This is a genomic window from Streptococcus parasanguinis, assembly GCF_019929185.1.
GTDB lineage: Bacteria > Bacillota > Bacilli > Lactobacillales > Streptococcaceae > Streptococcus > Streptococcus parasanguinis_O.
Map to the genome: position 1 here is coordinate 51,571 of NZ_JAHZPC010000002.1, position 18,738 is coordinate 70,308.

17 protein-coding genes and 1 pseudogene are annotated in these 18,738 nt (G+C 43.8%); 2 read left to right on the forward strand and 16 right to left on the reverse strand.

All coding sequences use genetic code 11. The annotated features are described in order from the left end of the window. Positions 1 to 5: 5 nt before the first annotated feature. Positions 6 to 902 carry a carbohydrate ABC transporter permease gene (locus K1I56_RS01710; RefSeq protein ID WP_049475288.1) on the reverse strand — a complete coding sequence of 299 codons (897 nt, stop codon included), beginning with the start codon at positions 900 to 902 and terminating at the stop codon, positions 6 to 8. 15 nt (positions 903 to 917) lie between these two features. Beyond that, positions 918 to 1,835, reverse strand: coding sequence for an ABC transporter permease (locus K1I56_RS01715; RefSeq protein WP_070665232.1), 918 nt, complete (start codon positions 1,833 to 1,835; stop codon positions 918 to 920). 195 nt (positions 1,836 to 2,030) lie between these two features. On the opposite strand from K1I56_RS01715, the gene K1I56_RS01720 reads away from it, so the two are divergent. Then, a complete protein-coding gene (locus K1I56_RS01720; protein WP_223324847.1) occupies positions 2,031 to 3,698 on the forward strand; it encodes a sensor histidine kinase in 1,668 nt (555 codons plus the stop codon). After that, the gene (locus K1I56_RS01725; protein ID WP_223324849.1) at positions 3,679 to 5,223 is read left to right on the forward strand and encodes a helix-turn-helix domain-containing protein; all 1,545 of its coding nucleotides are present in this window, start codon (positions 3,679 to 3,681) and stop codon (positions 5,221 to 5,223) included. Before K1I56_RS01720 ends, K1I56_RS01725 begins: the two co-directional genes overlap by 20 nt. A gap of 42 nt (positions 5,224 to 5,265) precedes the next feature. On the opposite strand, the gene K1I56_RS01730 is transcribed toward K1I56_RS01725, so the two are convergent. The 14 genes and pseudogenes from K1I56_RS01730 to yghU all read right to left on the reverse strand — a co-directional run bounded on the left by K1I56_RS01730 (position 5,266) and on the right by yghU (position 18,724). Further along, positions 5,266 to 5,463 (reverse strand): DUF3272 family protein, encoded by a 198-nt coding sequence (locus K1I56_RS01730; RefSeq protein ID WP_003002577.1) that lies wholly within the window; start codon positions 5,461 to 5,463, stop codon positions 5,266 to 5,268. A 38-nt stretch (positions 5,464 to 5,501) separates the two neighbouring features. After that, positions 5,502 to 7,178, reverse strand: a complete 1,677-nt coding sequence (dnaX, locus tag K1I56_RS01735) for a DNA polymerase III subunit gamma/tau (protein ID WP_223324851.1) — start codon at positions 7,176 to 7,178, stop codon at positions 5,502 to 5,504. Further along, complete coding sequence (locus K1I56_RS01740) at positions 7,178 to 7,675, reverse strand: GAF domain-containing protein (protein ID WP_317627919.1); 498 nt, start codon at positions 7,673 to 7,675, stop codon at positions 7,178 to 7,180. Before K1I56_RS01740 ends, dnaX begins: the two co-directional genes overlap by 1 nt. A 370-nt stretch (positions 7,676 to 8,045) precedes the next feature. Then, positions 8,046 to 8,726 (reverse strand): annotated as a pseudogene (locus K1I56_RS01745) (YoaK family protein). Positions 8,727 to 8,920: 194 nt separating this feature from the next. Next, positions 8,921 to 9,559 (reverse strand): uridine kinase, encoded by a 639-nt coding sequence (gene udk / locus K1I56_RS01750; RefSeq protein WP_003007856.1) that lies wholly within the window; start codon positions 9,557 to 9,559, stop codon positions 8,921 to 8,923. 141 nt (positions 9,560 to 9,700) lie between these two features. Beyond that, positions 9,701 to 10,813 carry a hypothetical protein gene (locus K1I56_RS01755; protein WP_223324861.1) on the reverse strand — a complete coding sequence of 371 codons (1,113 nt, stop codon included), beginning with the start codon at positions 10,811 to 10,813 and terminating at the stop codon, positions 9,701 to 9,703. Between the two features lie 110 nt (positions 10,814 to 10,923). Further along, complete coding sequence (locus K1I56_RS01760) at positions 10,924 to 11,979, reverse strand: hypothetical protein (protein WP_223324863.1); 1,056 nt, start codon at positions 11,977 to 11,979, stop codon at positions 10,924 to 10,926. Between the two features lie 124 nt (positions 11,980 to 12,103). Further along, a complete protein-coding gene (gene rfbB, locus K1I56_RS01765; RefSeq protein WP_223324871.1) occupies positions 12,104 to 13,150 on the reverse strand; it encodes a dTDP-glucose 4,6-dehydratase in 1,047 nt (348 codons plus the stop codon). Positions 13,151 to 13,556: 406 nt separating this feature from the next. Beyond that, complete coding sequence (locus tag K1I56_RS01770; RefSeq protein WP_023918495.1) at positions 13,557 to 14,150, reverse strand: dTDP-4-dehydrorhamnose 3,5-epimerase family protein; 594 nt, start codon at positions 14,148 to 14,150, stop codon at positions 13,557 to 13,559. Continuing rightward, a complete protein-coding gene (rfbA, locus tag K1I56_RS01775; protein WP_003002772.1) occupies positions 14,150 to 15,019 on the reverse strand; it encodes a glucose-1-phosphate thymidylyltransferase RfbA in 870 nt (289 codons plus the stop codon). The genes K1I56_RS01770 and rfbA overlap by 1 nt, the downstream gene beginning before the upstream one ends. Positions 15,020 to 15,279: 260 nt before the next feature. Continuing rightward, complete coding sequence (locus K1I56_RS01780) at positions 15,280 to 16,371, reverse strand: NAD(P)/FAD-dependent oxidoreductase (protein ID WP_049472308.1); 1,092 nt, start codon at positions 16,369 to 16,371, stop codon at positions 15,280 to 15,282. 6 nt (positions 16,372 to 16,377) lie between these two features. After that, positions 16,378 to 17,175 carry a Nif3-like dinuclear metal center hexameric protein gene (locus K1I56_RS01785; RefSeq protein ID WP_223324873.1) on the reverse strand — a complete coding sequence of 266 codons (798 nt, stop codon included), beginning with the start codon at positions 17,173 to 17,175 and terminating at the stop codon, positions 16,378 to 16,380. Continuing rightward, complete coding sequence (locus K1I56_RS01790; RefSeq protein WP_223324874.1) at positions 17,162 to 17,851, reverse strand: tRNA (adenine(22)-N(1))-methyltransferase; 690 nt, start codon at positions 17,849 to 17,851, stop codon at positions 17,162 to 17,164. The genes K1I56_RS01785 and K1I56_RS01790 overlap by 14 nt, the downstream gene beginning before the upstream one ends. Before the next feature lie 81 nt (positions 17,852 to 17,932). Beyond that, complete coding sequence (gene yghU / locus K1I56_RS01795) at positions 17,933 to 18,724, reverse strand: glutathione-dependent disulfide-bond oxidoreductase (RefSeq protein ID WP_223324883.1); 792 nt, start codon at positions 18,722 to 18,724, stop codon at positions 17,933 to 17,935. Positions 18,725 to 18,738: the final 14 nt, after the last annotated feature.

Below are 18,738 nucleotides of genomic sequence, written 5' to 3' on the forward strand. Positions count from 1 at the left end.
TTCTCCTATTCTTTCAAGGCACCTATCATGACACCTTGATTAAAGTATTTTTGGACGAATGGATACAGCATCATAATCGGTGCTGTTGAGATAACGATGGCTGCATATTTCATCATATCAGCCTTAATACGGAGGTCAGAAGCTACCTCCCCTGTTGCTTGCGATTGCAACATTTGATTACTAATTAAGAGACGGCGCAGGATCAGTTGCAGGGGTTGAAGATTTTCATTGGTCAAATAAATCAGAGCATTGAACCAAGAATTCCAGATCCCTACTGCTGTCCAAAGTCCAATAACGGCAATAATAGCCTTGGACAAGGGGAGCACGATCTTTCTGAAGTAATGAATGGTTCCACAACCATCTATCTGGGCAGCTTCCCACATCCCTTCTGGAATACTATTGTTAAAGAAAGTTCGAGCTACAACGATATTGTAAGGAGATACTGCAAACGGTACGACCATTACCCAGAAGGTGTCGACCAAGCCCAATTGTTTCACTGTCAAATAAATGGGAATCAAGCCCCCAGAGACAAACATGGGAACAATAAAGAAGACACTGACCCATTTCTTAGCAAAGAGGTCCTTTCGCGACAAAGCGTAACCAGCCGGGATATTAATGACCAGGGCAACGATGGTCCCTACAACCGTGTAGAGGATGGTGTTGAGATAGCTCTTTAGAAACAAAGGCTGTTCAATCAAGCGTTGATAGCCATCTAGTCGCCATTCCCTCGGGATAAACCAAACCTTACCAGTTGCCACATCAGACGGATTACTGAAGGAGGCAATAATGACAAACCACAAAGGGTAGACAATCAAGAGAATCAAGCAAATCGCTAGACCATAGATAAAAACATCAAAGAGGATTTCTGACTTGGTCTTTCTCGCATGTTGAAACAATTTCACAATTTCTCCTCCTTTCTAGAACAATCCTGTCTTGGTATAGCGTTTCGCAAACCAGTTGACCGACAGTAAGATGATCAAGTTAACCAAGGTATTAAAGAGACCGATCGCTGTCGAATAACTATATTGAAAATTAATCATCCCCACTTTGTAGACATAGGTCGAAATGATTTCACTTCCTGCCAGATTGAGTGGATTTTGCAAGAGCAAGACCTTTTCAAAACCAACACTGAGTAGGCTGCCTGCTCTGAGAATCAAGAGAATCATCGCCGTTGGTAACAGTAAGGGTAAGTCAATATGACGGATTTTTTGCAATCGACTCGCCCCGTCCATAGTCGCTGCTTCATAAAAGGTTGGATCAATGGCTGATAGAGCGGCTAGATAGATGATACTATCCCAACCGATATGTTGCCAGACATCACTCCAGACATAGACACCCGCAAAGCTACCCGGTTTGGATAAGAGGGCAGGCATCTTTAAGCCGACCAATTTGAGGACATTGGCTAACAGTCCACTACTTGGAGAGAGAAAAAGAATAATCATCCCACACATGACCATGGTCGAGATAAAATGAGGCAAATAAGTTGTTACTTGAAAGATTTTTTTGAACTTGCCTACACGAATCTGGTTGCAAATAATGGCTAGAACAATCGGCAAGGGAAAACCAACCAGAATACTGTAAATAGAAATTTTCAAGGTATTCTTCATGGTTGTTGCAAATTGGAAGGATGAGAAGAACTGGTTAAAATACTTGAGACCAGCCCAAGGACTTCCAAATATCCCAGTAGCGGGAGAGTAATCTTTAAAAGCGATGACTAGACCCGCCATAGGGATATAGGCAAATAAAATCAATAAAATAATCGATGGCAGGAGCAGCACATATAAAGGAATATTTTTCTTACATTTGCTCTGCTTCGCATTAACTTCGCTTTTCATAAGGCCCTCCTTTTCTTTCTCCTTTATTTTATAGGAATCTTTTCCATCTTTATAGAACTTTTTCGTGCATCTTCATTCACTTTTCCGTTTTCTCCACACAAAAACATGCACTTTCCCGATTTTTTTTACTTTACTATCGGTTTTGTTCATGAATCCGTTTTCAAATAGTGCTATAATATATGTGAGGTGCTCATTATGAAAGCTATTCACAGAAGTACACGAGATCACTCGATTCAATTTTTTTCGCGCCTACTCTTTCTCCTCTTAGTCGTCAATACCTTGATCAACCTTTTGATTGGTGGGATTAGCCGAAATTTTATTAAACACCAAAATATGCTCCATTTAGAGGACTCGATTCATATCTATGCGGATTCCTTAAATACAGAGCTTCATTCCGTTGAGCGTTTTATGTACAGTACCATTAGTCACAACGACTATTTGACAGAGCTCAATACACCGCTTGATTTCACGGATTTTCATGAAAATCTAAAAAAATTGCGGATCGATTTCACGGAGTTTCAATACCAGATGGATAGCCCCATTACCTTTTTCATAGAGACAAGAGATATCCCCCATTTTTTCAATGCCTCCAGTCTTCAACTACCCTACCTAGATTATGTACAATTGAAAGATCATCTTAAGACCTATGACAAAGAAACAGACAAGACCAATCAAAAATGGCAACGAATCAGCCTGAACCAGCATGATTACCTCTTGAAATCCCTTCATTACAAGGGCAAGGCTATCTATGCCATCATTTCTACCCAGGATATTTTAAGACCCTTGCAAAAGCTCAATATTGGAAAAAAAGGGCGCTTATCCATCGAACGCCCCAATCAGATCCATGCTACAGATTCCGTCATTCAAGCCGGTAGCAATCAAACCCATCTGCCTTTTGATCTGTATGTGACGGTCGATTACGGAGACGTTTTCCGTACAAATATCGTACTGGAAACCCTTCTTTCTTTGGTTCCTTTGATCATCGCGGTTCTCTCTACCATTCTGATCCTTTATATTCGTCAACGGATGATCCAACCGATCAAACGACTCACCCAGCGTCTTTCTCAGCTAGATGCCGCCTCTACCAAGCTAGATGTGATCGAAGACCAAGGAATCTTAGAGATCGACCAGGCCAATCACAAACTCAATCAGGTACTGATCCATATGAAAGACCTCCAAATTCGAGCCTACCACGCGCAACTCAATCTCAAAAAAGTCGAACTCAATTACCTCAAAAATCAAGTCCGACCCCACTTTTACCTCAACATGCTCTCCATGATTCACAGCATGCTGCAGACCAAGGACTATAAGGAAATCGAGGAGTTGACCAAGGTGACTTCCAACTACTTGCGTCACCTCTTTCAAGCTAACCAAGATTTCAATCGCTTAGTAGATGAAATCCAACATATCCGAAATTACCTAGAAATCCAAAAAATCCGCTATGGGGACAGCATCCACTTTGACCTGGACTGGGATCCTCATCTGAAAGATGCGGCTATTCCCCCTCTGCTTTTACAAACCTTTGTGGAAAATGCCATCAAACACGGCTTTTCTTTCCAAGATTCCTTCCACATTCAGCTTTCCATTCATGAAGAAGCAAACCAACACCTTGCCATTTCTCTTCAGGATAATGGTCCTGGTTTTAGCTCCGCTATCTTACAAGATCTAGAAGAGAAAAAATCCTTAGTCACTGAAGATGGCCACCACATTGGTTTGACCAATGCACGAGAGCGACTAGATCTCCTCTATCCAGATCACTACACGCTTCAATTTTCAAATGGATCCCAAGGAGGTGCCCGCATCCAACTGAGCCTTCCTTATGAACCCTACAAAGGAGACACACATGAATATCCTACTCGTTGACGATGATCGTTTTATCATTAAAGCCCTACAGGAAACCATCCATTGGGAAGCCTTGGGCATTGAGCAGGTATATACTGCCTCCAGTCTGAGCCAAGCCCAAGCCATCATTCAAAGTCACCCAATCGCCCTCATGATCAGTGATATCGAGATGCCACAAGGCAGTGGTCTAGATCTCCTAGCCTGGGTCCGATCAGAAAAATATGACATTCAAACGATCTTCCTCACCAATTATGCTGATTTCAATTATGCCCAAAAAGCCATTGAACTCCAAAGTTTTGAATACTACCTCAAACCGATTGACCCCGACCGCTTAGAATTTATCATTCAAAAAGCCCTCAATAAAATCAAGCGCCACAAGAGTGCGGCCCAATTAGCACAGCAAGGACAAAAAGAAGCTGAATTTTGGCATGACTACTTGCGAAAACCGCGTCCATCTCAAGCAGAACAGCTCCTTCAAGAAGTAACAAAACGAGGCTATAACCCCAAACCACATGAAGACTACCTCTTAGTCCTCATCACTCTCCACTTAGTTGAAGAAGACTTTCACCCCAGCGTCCCTTCTTGGCGCTTGCAGCTCCGCCATTGTATCAAGGATCTCTCCCTGGATTACCCTGTCCACTACTGCGCCCTCAGTAAAATCGAAAGCCAGACCGATCGCTACCTCTGCCTCTTCAAAAAGAATCAGACTACAGAGTGTGCAGACTTCCTAAAGGCTATCCAGCAGAAGATCCAGCAAGACTTAGACCGATCCTCTATCCTTCTCTATTCAGACGCTATTTCCCTTGAGACGCTCTTGATGAAGGCTCTTCAACTCTGCCAATACAGTGAAGAACAAGTCTTCCATTGGAACAGTATCCACTCCTATACTTCTTTGGATGCACAACCTCAAAAGCCCGCTCATCGGACATCGCTCACTTTTACAAATCAGCTAGAGGCGGAACAGCTCCTCCAAATCATCCATAGCTTAGAGAATCAAGATCGCATCCCGCTCTCAGCTCTGAGTGAACTCCAGCTAGACTGGACCCAGCAAATTGGGATTTATCTGGACAAGAACGGCATTCTCGCCCACAAGTTATTTCAAAACAAACACCATCAATTTCTCTTCGAACGACGTTTTCATGCCATCGAAGCTTTTGAAGCCTATATTGGGGATTACTGGAGCTCTGCTCGCCATTATGTGATCGATCTAGAACACCAATCCAATCTCATCCAGCGGATCACTGACTACATCGATCACCATTACAAGGAGGATATCAGTCGCACCAAGCTGGCAGAAATGGTTTTTCTTAGTCCAGATCATCTAGCGCGTGTGTTTAAGCGCGACACCGGCGAAACCTTGGTGAAATACATCACCGATAAACGGATGGCCGCCGCAAAAGAGATGCTATCGCAAAGCGATACCCCCATTTACCAAGTCGCCCTCCAGGTGGGCTATGACAACTACTCCTACTTTACAAAGGCTTTTAAACAAAAGGTCGGCCTCTCCCCAGGAGATTACCGCAAACAATGCCACGAAGCCTTTTAAAACAAGAAAAAACCTTTGAAAAAGGATTTCTTTTCAAAGGTTTTATTTTCTTTTCTTTCTGATTTCTTTTTCAATGGCACTAGCAATCTTCTCCACCATATAGGCCGTCTGGAGATTGCGCAAGATCAAGAGGGCCCAAAAGCATGCAAAGAGCATTTGACCCGCCATGGTCGCTTCATTGAAAAAGTATGTCTCCATAGCAGTAAAGACTGCTATCACTGCAAATTGTTTTCTATTCATAAAATTATTTTACCATGATTCAGTAAAAAATTCATGTATTAATCGTCTTGCAGGGTGATTTTATCGGATAAAAAGTGAAATTCCTCAGGGATGACACTTTCCTCTTCTTCCACCACTTCCGCTTTTTGCCCACGCGCCTTAGCCGAAAACTCTGCCCGAATTTGAGTCCATTCTTCCATCGAAACCGCTAAAATCTCTGGCGAGAAACCGGCAGCATTACTGAGGATATTTCCAAACATGGTATTGAGGTTGTCCCGCTTCATGGTCTGTTCAGCATTAAAGGCAGACTCAAAGGCTAAAATAGCGTGATTTTCATTGGCAGCGACCGGCTGGGATCCGATTAAGAGGGCTTTATCCGCACCTGCCAAGCTCTCGATGATTTCCCCCCAAGCGTTCTGAAGACGGATCAAGTTGGTCCGTGCCAACTCTGGGTTTTCAACCGCCTCTTGCAAGATCGCGTTGACCTTGTTTCGATCTGCACGGTAGCCCTTGCTCGACTTGGTTGGGCGAGCTACTGCTGGTTTTGAAGCAGGAAGACTGCTACCTGATTGCGCTAACTGTTGCTTGAGCTGTGCGACTTCCTTCTTCAAGTCTTCCAGCTGAGCTAGCACATTAGAAGGAACCTCCACAGCAACTGACTTAGAAACTTGACCCGTGCTTTCAGCCAATTTAATGGTCATCATTTCAGTATAGATGCGCGGTTGCAGACTATTTTTGATGTCCGCTAGACTAGTCGTCGCCTGATCAATCAGAGCAAAGAGACGAGCTTGATCGGCTGAAAGGTTGGCCGCGAATAAATCACTAGCATGGGTATTTTCTCCACCTGTTTGGACAATCAAGAGATCTCTCAGGTATTGAAGTAAGTCCGCGACAAAACGAGCCATATTCTTGCCATTATCAAAGATAATCGCAAGTTGATCCAGCGCAGCTGTCGCATCATGAGCCAGGATGGCAGCCACGTACTGATCGAGCGCAGCTAGGCTGATGGAGCCGGTGATCTCTTCGGCAATCGCGGTCGTTAACTCACTACCTGCAGTCAGACTAAGGGCTTGGTCCAAAATGGACAAGGCATCCCGCATCCCACCTTCAGCGCGTCGAGCGATGATCTGCACAGCATCTGCTTCATAGGCAATCCCTTCTGTAGCTAGGATGCTTTCCAAATGGTGAACGATATCCGGCAGTTTGATGGATTTGAATTCAAAGCGTTGGACCCTAGAGAGAATAGTTGCAGGAATTTTGTGCAACTCTGTCGTAGCGAGGATAAAGACCACGTTTTCCGTTGGCTCTTCCAGCGTCTTCAACAAGGCATTAAAGGCCCCTGTCGAGAGCATGTGGACCTCATCGATAATGTAAACCTTGTGCTTGGCTAGACTTGGAGCATAGGTCGACTTGTCGCGAATATCGCGAATTTCATCGACCCCATTGTTAGAGGCTGCATCGATCTCGATAACATCTTCAAGACTCCCATTGGTAATGGATTCACAGATATAGCAGTCGTTACACGGCTCCCCATTGACTTGATTAGGACAGTTCATGGCCTTAGCAAAGATCTTGGCCACACTCGTTTTCCCAGTTCCACGAGGTCCAGAAAAGAGATAGGCATGGCTGATCTTGTCCTGCTCCACTGCCTGTCTCAAAGTCCGTGCCACCACTTGCTGGCCGACCAATTGACCAAAGGTCTGGCTACGGTATTTCCGATATAAAGCTTGATACATTAGTTCTTAACTCCAAACATCTTAAAGTCCCAATTTGTCTTTTCGATCAAGATGGTGACAAACTCTTCCAAATACTCTTGATCCAGCTGATCGTAGTCAGAGACACACTCCGAATCCAGGTCTAAAACCCCCAGGAGCTGGCCGTCCTTGACCATAGGCACCACAATTTCACTCATAGCCCGACTATCACAGGAAATATAGTTGGCATGTTGGCGGACATCATCGACAATCATGGTTTCTTGCTTCTGGGCCGCTTCTCCACAGACACCCTTTCCAAGTGCGATGTGGACACAAGAGACACCACCCTGAAAGGGTCCCAAGATTAATTCTGACTGGTCATACAAATAAAAACCCGCAAAGGCCGAACGAGGCAGGGCTTGATTTAAGAGGGCACTGGCGTTAGACAAATTGGCCAAGGCATTGCTTTCTCCTGTTAAGAGAGCGTCTAACTGTGCCAGTAAAAGTTGGTATTGTGATTCTTTTTCCGATTGTTTCATACCTTCCATTATACCAAATCTTTGCCCAAAAATTAAGCTTCAAACAGTGAAAGAAAAGAGAGTGGGACAGAAATCGGTCATTCGTTAGAATTCGATTTCGTCGTCCCACCTCCGCACAGTTGAGTAGGGCTGTAAAAGCTGATGAAATCAGCGTAGTAGAGCCCACTCAACCACTGCGTCTTGCTAGACAATCCAAAAACAATTGAGAGGCTAGGACTTTTGTCCCAGCCTCTGGAATATAGATAAAGTTATCTTAAAACTTTTCTCACGGCGGAAAGTTTCAATATTTTCTTGATTCATTTTAAAAATGAAATCTCAGTTTTATTTCTTTGCAGAATCATTTAACTCATTCTTCTAAAAATTATTTTATCTATTCATGCCGCCGATTGAAGTGAAAGACTTCAAAATATTGAATGGCCCGGTAGATTAAAAAGATGGTCAAGATGATGGCCACCAGCCAAATCGTCTTTAATCCATAAAACTGGATCAAGTAGGTCGAAAAAATGGCCCCACAGACGAAACTCCCGATCAAGCAGGTCATAAAGATGGCTTCCCAGAGGAATTTCATCTCCCTGTCTCTAACAAAATTTCCATAAGCTACCATGGTTTTCTTGAGATTTCCGGTCATAAAAGAGTGGTTGTAGGCATAGCTATCTACTTCTCCAAATGAGGTCGCTACGATTCCTAAACTCAGGCCAAAAAAAGGCACGATGAAGACATTTTTTACCGATGCTGGCAAAAATCCCGTCACCAAAGTTGTGAGGATATAGGGCACTAGGGTACTCAAGCGCCAGACTGAATTATCAATCAAGCGACGTAAGACCGTCATTAAAAAGATCCCCAGCATAAAGGCCAGCATCGTGGCTATCTTCACTTCTACATCTGAGATCTGCTGGCCGATCAAACCAACCGATAGAAAGACCACATTCCCCGTCTGGCCTGCCGCCAAGGTCCCACCCCGACAAATAAAGGTTTAAGCATCTGAAAAACCAGCACACATGGTCAATAAACAAGCGAACGCCTTAGTCCGCGAATGAAACTCCCTTTTCATTTCCATTCTCCTTAGGAAAAAGAGGGAGTGGTAGAAAATGTTTAAATAAACATTTCTCATACCACCCCCACAAAATTGATTGAGAACTCTTCTGAGTCTTTTAGCGAATGAAGAGTCTCACCAACTACTGAGACATTCCGTCACTCCTCATATCCATAGACACTTGGAGATCACTTGCTCTCTTTCTCCTTTTTTTATTTTCCCTCACGCGCTTCGTTGAGGATTTTTTCAATCTTGGTTGTGATCAAATCAATCGCTACCGTGTTGGTCACTCCTTCAGGAATGATCACGTCCGCATAGCGCTTGGTTGGCTCAATGAACTGATGGTACATGGGTTTCACCACTCCAAGGTACTGCTCAATGACGCTATCGAGACTCCGTCCACGCTCCTCCATATCGCGCTTGATCCGGCGAATGATCCGAACATCATCATCCGTATCCACAAAGATCTTGATATCCATCAAGTCTCGAAGGCGCTTGTCTTCAAGGACCAAGATTCCTTCCACGATAAAGACATCTTGAGGTTCCTGACGATAGGTCTTGCTGCTGCGTGTATGCTCTGCATAGTCATAGGTTGGGATATCCACTGGACGACCTGCCAAGAGTTCATTGATCTGCGCAATCATCAAGTCCGTATCAAAGGCAAAAGGATGGTCATAGTTGGTCTTGATCCGCTCCTCAAAGGTCAAATGACTCTGGTCCTTGTAATAAGAATCATGCTCAATCATGGCAATCTTTTCATTCGGAAAATTAGCCAAAATGGCACGAGACACACTGGTCTTTCCACCACCAGAACCACCAGTAACACCAATAATAATAGGTCTATTTTGCATTTTCTACTCCATTACCTCTAATCGCTTGAAAAGGTCCTAACCTCTCCACTACATCTTATCCATTTTACCATATTTTTGCCTAGACTTGAATCATTTTTTCCGATGAAATTTGAAGTAGAAAAGGACCTTGCGGTCCTTTCATTATTTCACTTTTTCTAATTTTGCGGCAAATTCATTCCCACCATGTAAGACGAGTATATTTTTTCCACCGTTGACAGGTACGAAACAATAATTTGAATTAGCTTGTATATAGACTTCCTTAGCGCTCTTCACTTGATAGCCTTGTGATTTCACCGCTTCTTGAATTACTTCAAATGTGTGTTCGATCTCTTCTTTAGAAGTCGTGTCTCCATCATACTTTTCTGAATCAGCTAGAGAATAGAATGCGTAAGCCTTGCTATCGTAATACTTATCACTAATAATTCCGTGATCTGAAATCTGAACAGTTGTATTATCTCCTTCTGTCACATTCTTCCATTTTCCAACCATGGCCTTTGGTGTTTCAACCTTGTGATAGACCAAATTATCTTCAAAGTTTCCTTGGTATGACTTATAAGTTTTCAAGTCGAATAAATCATTTCTTAAAATAATATTGCTTCCGTCTTTTTGGAGCAAGTTATAGCGTGTGTTCCCACCAGACTTAATAACAACTATTTCTGTCGTCTTCAGGTTAAATTTCTTATCGACATCCGCAAGTGAATGCAAGTCAGATGCATTCAACAAAGAAAGTGCTGTATTAAATTCTTTTTTCGCTTCATTGCCCTTGAGAACCTTTTTGATGGTCTCATCGCCATTGACTCTTTGTTTCTTTCCGCTTAGTTCATAAGTGACCGGACTTGAATCCGTATCTCGCAACCAAACGCCATCTACACTTGGTCCACCTGAAAAGAAAAAGAACCAAGCAAAAGCAATCACTGCGACAAGTCCTCCAACTGCGCCCCCAATCTGTGCTTGTTTATTGAAAGAAAATGTCAATTTTTTCGGTCTTGGAACAGGTTGCAAGGTTTTCGCAGATGGTTGTGGTTGGACAAAAGCAGTCTGCTCTTGTGAAAGAGGTGCGCTAGGTGCAACAGGTGCTTCTTGAGCTGGAGCCTGCGCTTCAGTTGCTGGAGATGATGCCTCAGTTGTTGGAGTCGGCGCTTCTTTGCGCTCTACGACAAACTCTCCTTTTTCACGCGCTTCTTGAAATTCTTGCATACTTGGCTTACGACCATTGATCGCTTCAAAGTATTCAACCCAATCTTTTTGATTCATCATATCCCCCTTTGATTCATTATAAAAACTAACCATATTATACCACAAATCCATGGTTAATTTTGTGATTTTCAGAAAATAAAAGAAAAGGACCTTCCGGTCCTTCTGATTTAGTTCACTTTTTCCAATTTTTCAACTAAATGATAGTCTTCTGTGAAAACAAGAACTGTCTTTCCTCCATTTACAGGGATATAATAAAAATCAGATCCTAGTTGCTTGTACACGTCTTTCATACTATTTAGCTGATAATCTTGAGAATCCACCGCATCTTGAAGATCCTCAAAGACCTCTTTCGCTTTGTCAGCTGTCTTTTCTTGGTCAAACTTAGTTGAAGGCATCTTTTGGAGCTCTTCTAGGGTATAAAAAGCCGTACCTTCGCTGCCATCAAATTCACTATAAGTAAGAATACCACGATCATTTAATTCAAGGTAATTGGTTTCATCGTTATAAGAACGCTCAATTTTCCATTTCCCAAGGAGCACTTTAGGAATTTCTGTCTTGTGAAAAATAGCATTTTTCTTAAAGCTCTCTGAATGATCACTATAGGTCACCAAATCCATCAAGTCATTAGCTAAAATCACATTGGTCCCATTGCTTTGGAGTAGATTATAAACAAGCCCATGCTCGTCTTTAATGATGACAACTTCCCTCGTGTGGAGGTCAAATTTTCTATCAACATCAGCTAAGGTTTTCAGCTTGGAGTAGTTTAACTGGTTTAAAGCTTTCTGAAACTCTTGACTCGCTTCCTTCCCCTTATAAACTTTTTCAATCTTATACTTACCATTAGATCGTGGCTCTTCTTGATTTAATTCATAAACTACTGCTGTTGAATCTGCAGGTCCAACCCAAACACCATCTAAGCTCGGTGCTGGCTGTAGGAAAAAGAAATACACTAGGGCGACGACAGCTACGATTCCTGCTATGGTAACTCCCCATTTTGTTTGCTTGTTCCAGTTCACACGAAACCGTTTAGCACTTGGAGTTGAAGGAGTCAATTGAACTCCCTTCTTTTGTGATACTGCAGTAGAAGTAGCTGGCTCTTCTAGGCTAATTTCTTTTCGTTCCACTACAAACTCACCATTTGCTCGTGCATTTTGAAACTCTTGCAGACTCGGCTTCCGGTTATGGAGTGCTTCAAAATAGTCAACCCAATCTTTTTGATTCATCTATTCCTCCTAATCGATAACTGTTTTCAAACTGATCCTATTATACCATACATGGAAGATCTCTCACTCATTTTCAGAAAATAAAAGAAAAAGTCCAAGCAATTTTCCACTTGGACTTTCTTCCTTATTTCAAAACTTTTTGTGTTTTTGCGTAATTAGCTTCTACAGCTTCTTTTTCAGCTTTCCACCAGTCTTGGTGGTCTGTATACCACTTGATGGTGTCTTCCAAACCTGCTTCGAAGTTGGTGAATTGTGGTTCCCAACCCAATTCTTCACGCAATTTTGTTGAATCGATGGCGTAACGCAAATCGTGACCAGCACGGTCTGTTACACGGTCGTAAGCGTCTTTTGGTTGGCCCATTTTTTCAAGGATCAGTTCAAGCACTTCCTTGTTATTCTTTTCACCGTCAGCACCGATCAAGTAAGTTTCACCGATACGGCCTTTAGTAAGGATGGCCCAAACACCCGTTGAGTGGTCGTTGGTGTGGATCCAGTCACGGACGTTCTTCCCTTCACCGTATAGTTTTGGCTTGATACCAGACAAGATATTGGTGATTTGACGTGGGATGAACTTCTCGATGTGTTGGTATGGCCCGTAGTTGTTTGAACAGTTTGAAATCGTTGCTTTGACACCAAAGGAACGAACCCAAGCCTTCACGATCAAGTCTGAAGCAGCCTTGGTTGATGAATAAGGGGATGATGGGTTGTATTTTGTTTCTGCTGTGAATTTTTCACCAGGACCTTCCCCATGTCCAGGAAGATCTTCACGCAATGGAAGGTCCCCATACACTTCGTCTGTTGACACATGGTGGAAACGAATATCGTACTTACGAGCAGCTTCCAAAAGTGTGTAAGTACCAATAAAGTTTGTGTGGATAAATGGTGATGGGTCATTCAATGAATTGTCATTGTGGCTTTCAGCCGCATAGTGAACGATAGCATCAGCCTTAGCAGCCAATTTATCAACTAATTCAGCGTCTGCGATATCTCCCACAACCAATTCAACACGATCCCCAAGGATTTCTTCAATGTTGGCACGGTTACCAGCGTAAGTGAGTTTGTCAAGGACAGTCACATGCACGTCTGGATGGTTGTTGTAGACATAGTGAACGAAGTTTGAACCGATGAAACCAGCTCCACCGGTTACGATGATATGTTTATATTCTGACATTTTTTCTCCAAATAATTTTTAGTTTTGATTGTTCCTTAAATCAATCTTTTTTTAGCTTTCCTTAGGTGAGTACGGAAGTTAGGTGAAATTATCCAGTGGATGATTTCAGCAATCCAGGAAGTTCCATGACTAAATTAAGATACAAAGGGCGTTTGCGGATAAAGTCAAAATAGGAAGTTTGACGCAGAATTTTTCGATTCTAGGAAAACTTATCTTTTTGACACAATCCGTAGCCCGTGTTCAATTAGTTTTGAGCCTAGTATCTCAAAACTTCCGAGCACCTGAAACAAAAGTAGTTCAGGTGCTTTTCTCACTGCGGAAAGCTAAGTACATAGCTCGCTTCGCTCGTTTATAGCAAAGCTAAAAACTATATAATGATGTTCTTGATTGTTTTAAGATTTATATTCTACAAATCTTCTGCTTTTAGGGGTTTGACGTCTTTGAGCAATGGGTGGTTCTTGTCTGCTTCTGAGACTTCTGCTTCTTCCAAGTTTTCCCATTGGATATCTAGGCTTGGGTCTGCATAGTTGACAAAAGCATATTTTGGTTTGAGTTCCAGTGCCCAGTAATCGTTGACTAAGTATGTATAGGCAACTTTGTCTGTCAAAACTTGGAACCCATTGGCTACACCACGAGGGACGAAGATGCCTTTTGAAGCATCGATCACAGTTTGGTAGGTGTTCCCAAAGCTATCGCCTTCACGAAGGTCTACCCAAGTTCCAAGAACCTTACCTTCATCTGCTACAGAGATGTACTTGTCCCATGGCTCTGCATGCAAGCCACGCAAAACATTCTTACGAGAGAATGAAATATTGTTTTGCAACTTGCCTTCTGCAAAGAAGCTTTCAGGGAATCCAAGGGGAAGCATTTTCTCTTTTTGGAAGTTTTCTTTAAACCAACCACGGTTATCCCCGCGCACTGGAATATCAAACTCCATCAAGCCTGGGATGGCTTCAATTTTGCGGGCTGCTAATTCTTTATCAAAAAATTGTTCCGTCATTATGCTTCTCCAATCAAACGGAGCAAGTATTGTCCGTATTCGTTTTTCTTCAATGATTGCGCTAATTCATGGACTTGTTCTTTAGTGATATAACCCATGCGATAGGCAATTTCCTCAAGGTTAGCCACTTGGACATTTTGCAAGCGTTGAACAGTTTCGATATATTGAGATGCTTGCAAGAGACTTTCGTGAGTTCCAGTATCCAACCATGCAAAGCCACGGCCCATGAGCTCAACAGAGAGATCTCCACGCTCCAAATAGGCCTTGTTAACATCAGTGATTTCAAGCTCTCCACGAGGGCTTGGTTTGATGTTTTTGGCAATTTCTACCACATCATTGTCATAGAAGTAAAGTCCGGTCACTGCAAAGTTGGATTTTGGATGTTCTGGTTTTTCTTCGATAGAGATAGCGTTCATATCCGCGTCAAACTCTACCACACCAAAGCGTTCTGGATCTTTGACTTGGTAACCAAAGACAGTCGCTCCTTTTTCTTTCGCTTCTGCCCGTTGCAACATCTTGGTTAAGCCATTTCCGTGGAAGATATTGTCCCCAAGGATGAGGGCAACGTGATCGTCCCCAATAAAGTCTTCTCCAATGATAAAGGCTTGCGCCAAACCATCTGGACTTGGTTGCTCTGCATAAGAGAGAGAAATTCCTAGCTCAGAGCCATCTCCAAGAAGCTCTTCAAAACGAGGAAGGTCTTGAGGAGTCGAGATGATCAGGATATCTTTGATCCCAGCCAACATAAGGGTTGACAGCGGATAGTAGATCATTGGTTTGTCATAAATGGGCATCAACTGCTTAGAAGCCGCACGTGTCAATGGATACAAGCGAGTTCCTGAGCCCCCTGCTAAAATAATACCTTTCATAATGTTAGGCCTTTCTACGTAGTCATTACCCTTATTTTATCATGTTTATATAAAAAAGTCACCTTGCATTTGTGTTACAAGGTGATGACAGGAGATGAGAGTTGTAGAATTGTTAACATTGGTCTTACTCATGATTCAAATAGATTACTGCTCCTTGACTGAGCCGTCTGAAAATCTTACCTTGTAGTAGAGCCCACTCAACCACTGCATCTTGCTCGACAATCCAAAGACAATTGAGAGGCTAGGACTTTTGTCCCAGCCTACTTCTTCACATACTGTTCAACTGGATAATCTGCTGGATCTAAGCGCAGGTTTCCTCCTACCACGAGTTGGGATAGGTGCCACCCAATGAGGGGACCAGTTGTGAGGCCAGACGAACCAAGTCCACTGGCGACATAGAGGCCTACTTGATCAGGAACAGCTCCCCAAAATGGTGAAAAGTCACTGGTGTAGGCACGGGTTCCCACGCGCTCCCCGATAACTTCTGCTTGAGCGAGTTCTGGATAGTAGGCCAAGGCTTCTGTTTCCATCTGATTCAGCAAAGCCTGATCCACCGTCAGGTCAAAGCCCATCTCATTCTCATGAGTGGCTCCCATACTGATCTTGCCCTTCTGAAAGGGAATGATATCCAGCTCTCCTTCCGGCATGACCACTGGATAATCAGCAATATCTCGGTCTAGCTGATAATCCCTCAACTGTCCTTTTTGAGGCCGGACATCAACTTGGTAGCCAAGTGGCTCGAGCATTTGACCCAACCAGGCTCCTGTTGCCAGGATGACTTTGTCATAGCTTTCTCCTGCTATCTGAAAACCATCCTCTGTAATAGCCAAAGCAACCTCTTCCTTAATCAGTCTTGCGCCACTGGCTTCAAGGAGAGTTTCCGTTAGAAGGGCTCCCTCTACATGGGCCCCACCTGAGGCATAAAGGAGCTGTTCAAAGCCTTGTAGACCTGGGAATTGTTGGCACACTTCTTCTTTGTTTAAAATCGCTAAGTCTCCGATCAAGGGAGATTCTTCCCGACGACTCAGCGCCAACTGATAGAGTTCGTCTAATTTTTCTTCCTTTTTCTTGAGGAGATAGACGCCGGTCTGCTGGTAAAAATCTGTATTAATTCCGTCCTTGGCCAGGTCTTCTACCAATTCTTGGTAGAAATCAGCCCCCAGACGAGCCAGGCGATACCAAGCCTTATTACGCCGTTTAGAAAACCAAGGGCTAATAATGCCTGCCGCCGCCTTGGTTGCTTGGCCGACTCCATGGTCATAGACAGTCACATCCACTTGTGCTTCTTTGGATAAATAATAGGCTGCAGTGGATCCCACGATCCCTGCACCAATAATCGCAACTTTCATCATGACCCCTTAGATATGGTAAAAAGGATTGGTGCTGGCTTGACTGCCAATCACTTCAATCTCCCAGGCTTCCTCAGCCTTCCACTGATTGAGCTTTTCTACTAGTTTTGACACAAAGAGAACCTCGATATGGTGCCCGGGATCTAAGGCCAAGAGGCCATCGCTCAGCATGTCCTGAGCCGTGTGGTAGTAGATATCTCCTGTGATATAAACATCTGCTCCCTTGGCGAGAGCATCCTTGTAAAAGGACTGGCCACTTCCTCCACAGATTGCGACATGCTTGATAACCCGATCCAAATCCGCCTGATCATAACTGACTATGCGCAAAGCATCTAAGCCAAAGGTTTCTTTAACCTTGCTAGTCAACTGTCCAAAGGTTTGTGTAGCTACCCGACCGATCCGGCCGATTCCAAGTCCTTCCCCTGTCATACTGAGGGGCTCTGTATCTTCAATTTCCAAGAGCTGGCAAAACCAATCGTTGAGACCATCTGGGACAATGTCAATATTAGTATGGCTGACGTAGACTGCGATATCATGCTTGATCAAATCGATATAGATCTGATTTTGGGCCCGATCAGCTACCAAATCCTTGATGGGACGGAAAATAGGCGCGTGCTTGACGATGATCAAGTCCACCCCATGAGCGATTGCTTCTGCCACCGTCTGCTCCCGAATATCTAGGGCTACCATGACCTTCTTGATGTCTTTTTGTAGCGTGCCGACTTGTAGGCCACGGACTTCTCCCTCCATAGACAATTCCTGAGGACAATAGGATTCATAGCGTTTGATGACTTCACTTGCTAACATGTAGAACCTCCTTGATGTGAGCGATGCGCTCTTCTAACGATGCTCTGGCAGATTGATTCTCAACTGGGACCTGCTCCAAGGCGAAGGCTAATTTCTCCACTTCCTTGGACCACTTTTGGACAAAGGCTGGAGCTTGTTCCCGCATCAAATGGGGACCAAAGCGTAGTTCCTTGGCTGTCAACTCTTGAGAACCGTGTTCCACCACAAGGATCTCATAAAACTTCTCATTTTCTTCCAAGATAGCTTCATCAACAATGTGGAAATCATGGTCGACTAACCAAGCCCGCAGTTCATCCTCTCGATTATTGGGCTGCAGAACCAAGCGAGAGACATTGGCTAATTTCTCAAGACCTGCCGCTAAGATATCTGCAATCAAGCGTCCGCCCATGCCAGCAATGGTGATACAGGAAATGCCGTCTGCTGGTTCAAAGGCAGCCAAGCCATTGGCCAGACGGACTTCAATCTTGTCCTCTAAGCCATTATCGGCGACATTTTGCAGGGCAGACTGATAGGGTCCCTCTACCACTTCACCAGCAATAGCGGCCTCGATCTTGCCTTCTTGTAAGAGGGCGATTGGGAGATAAGCATGGTCACTCCCCACATCCAACAGACTCGCTCCAGCTGGGACGAAGCTAGCCACCAAGTCCAAGCGATTTGATAATTTTGTAAATTCCATGTGCTACTTTCTAAACTTTTATTCCACCCTTTAGTATACCATGTTTGCACCATTAAAAAAAGGCGCAACGGCGCCTTTTCATTATGCATCAATTTCCTTATATTCTACTTCCAAGCCACGTTTTACAGCTGGGCGATTGGCGATTTTCTCTGTCCAAGCCTGCAAATGCTTGTATTCCTTCACATCTAGGAAAATTCCTGCCCGGTCCCAGACCTTGTCTTGGGCTAGACGGCCATACCAAGACCAGATGGCAATATCTGCAATGGTATAGTCATCTCCTGCAATATAAGGTTTGGTAGCCAATTCCTTGTCCAGTAGGTCCAATTGGCGTTTGGCTTCCATGGCAAAGCGATTGATGGCATACTCGATTTTCTCAGGTGCATAGTGGAAGAAATGACCAAAGCCTCCCCCTAGGAAAGGTGCAGCCCCCGTCTGCCAGAAGAGCCAGTTGAGCACTTCTGTCCGTTTAGCCAGATCAGTAGGGATTAATTTGCCAAATTTCTCTGCTAGATACAGGAGGATATTGGCCGATTCAAAGACACGAATGGCTTGATCGCCTGATTGATCCAACATGGCTGGAATTTTCGAGTTTGGGTTGATGGCTACAAAGTCACTACCAAACTGATCTCCCTCACCAATCTTGATCCGATAAGCGTCATAGCCTGCATCCACTCCCAGCTCTTTCAATTCCTCCAGCATAATGGTGGCCTTGATCCCATTGGGTGTTGGAAGGGTATAGAGTTGGAAAGGTTGATCCCCTTTTGGAAGAGTTTGTTCAAAGCGGGCACCTGCTGTTGGTTGGTTCAAGCCACCCCAGGCTCCTCCCATTTGGCTCGGTGCTTTCCATACTTCTGGTAATTGATAGTCTGACATCTTTCTTCTCCTTT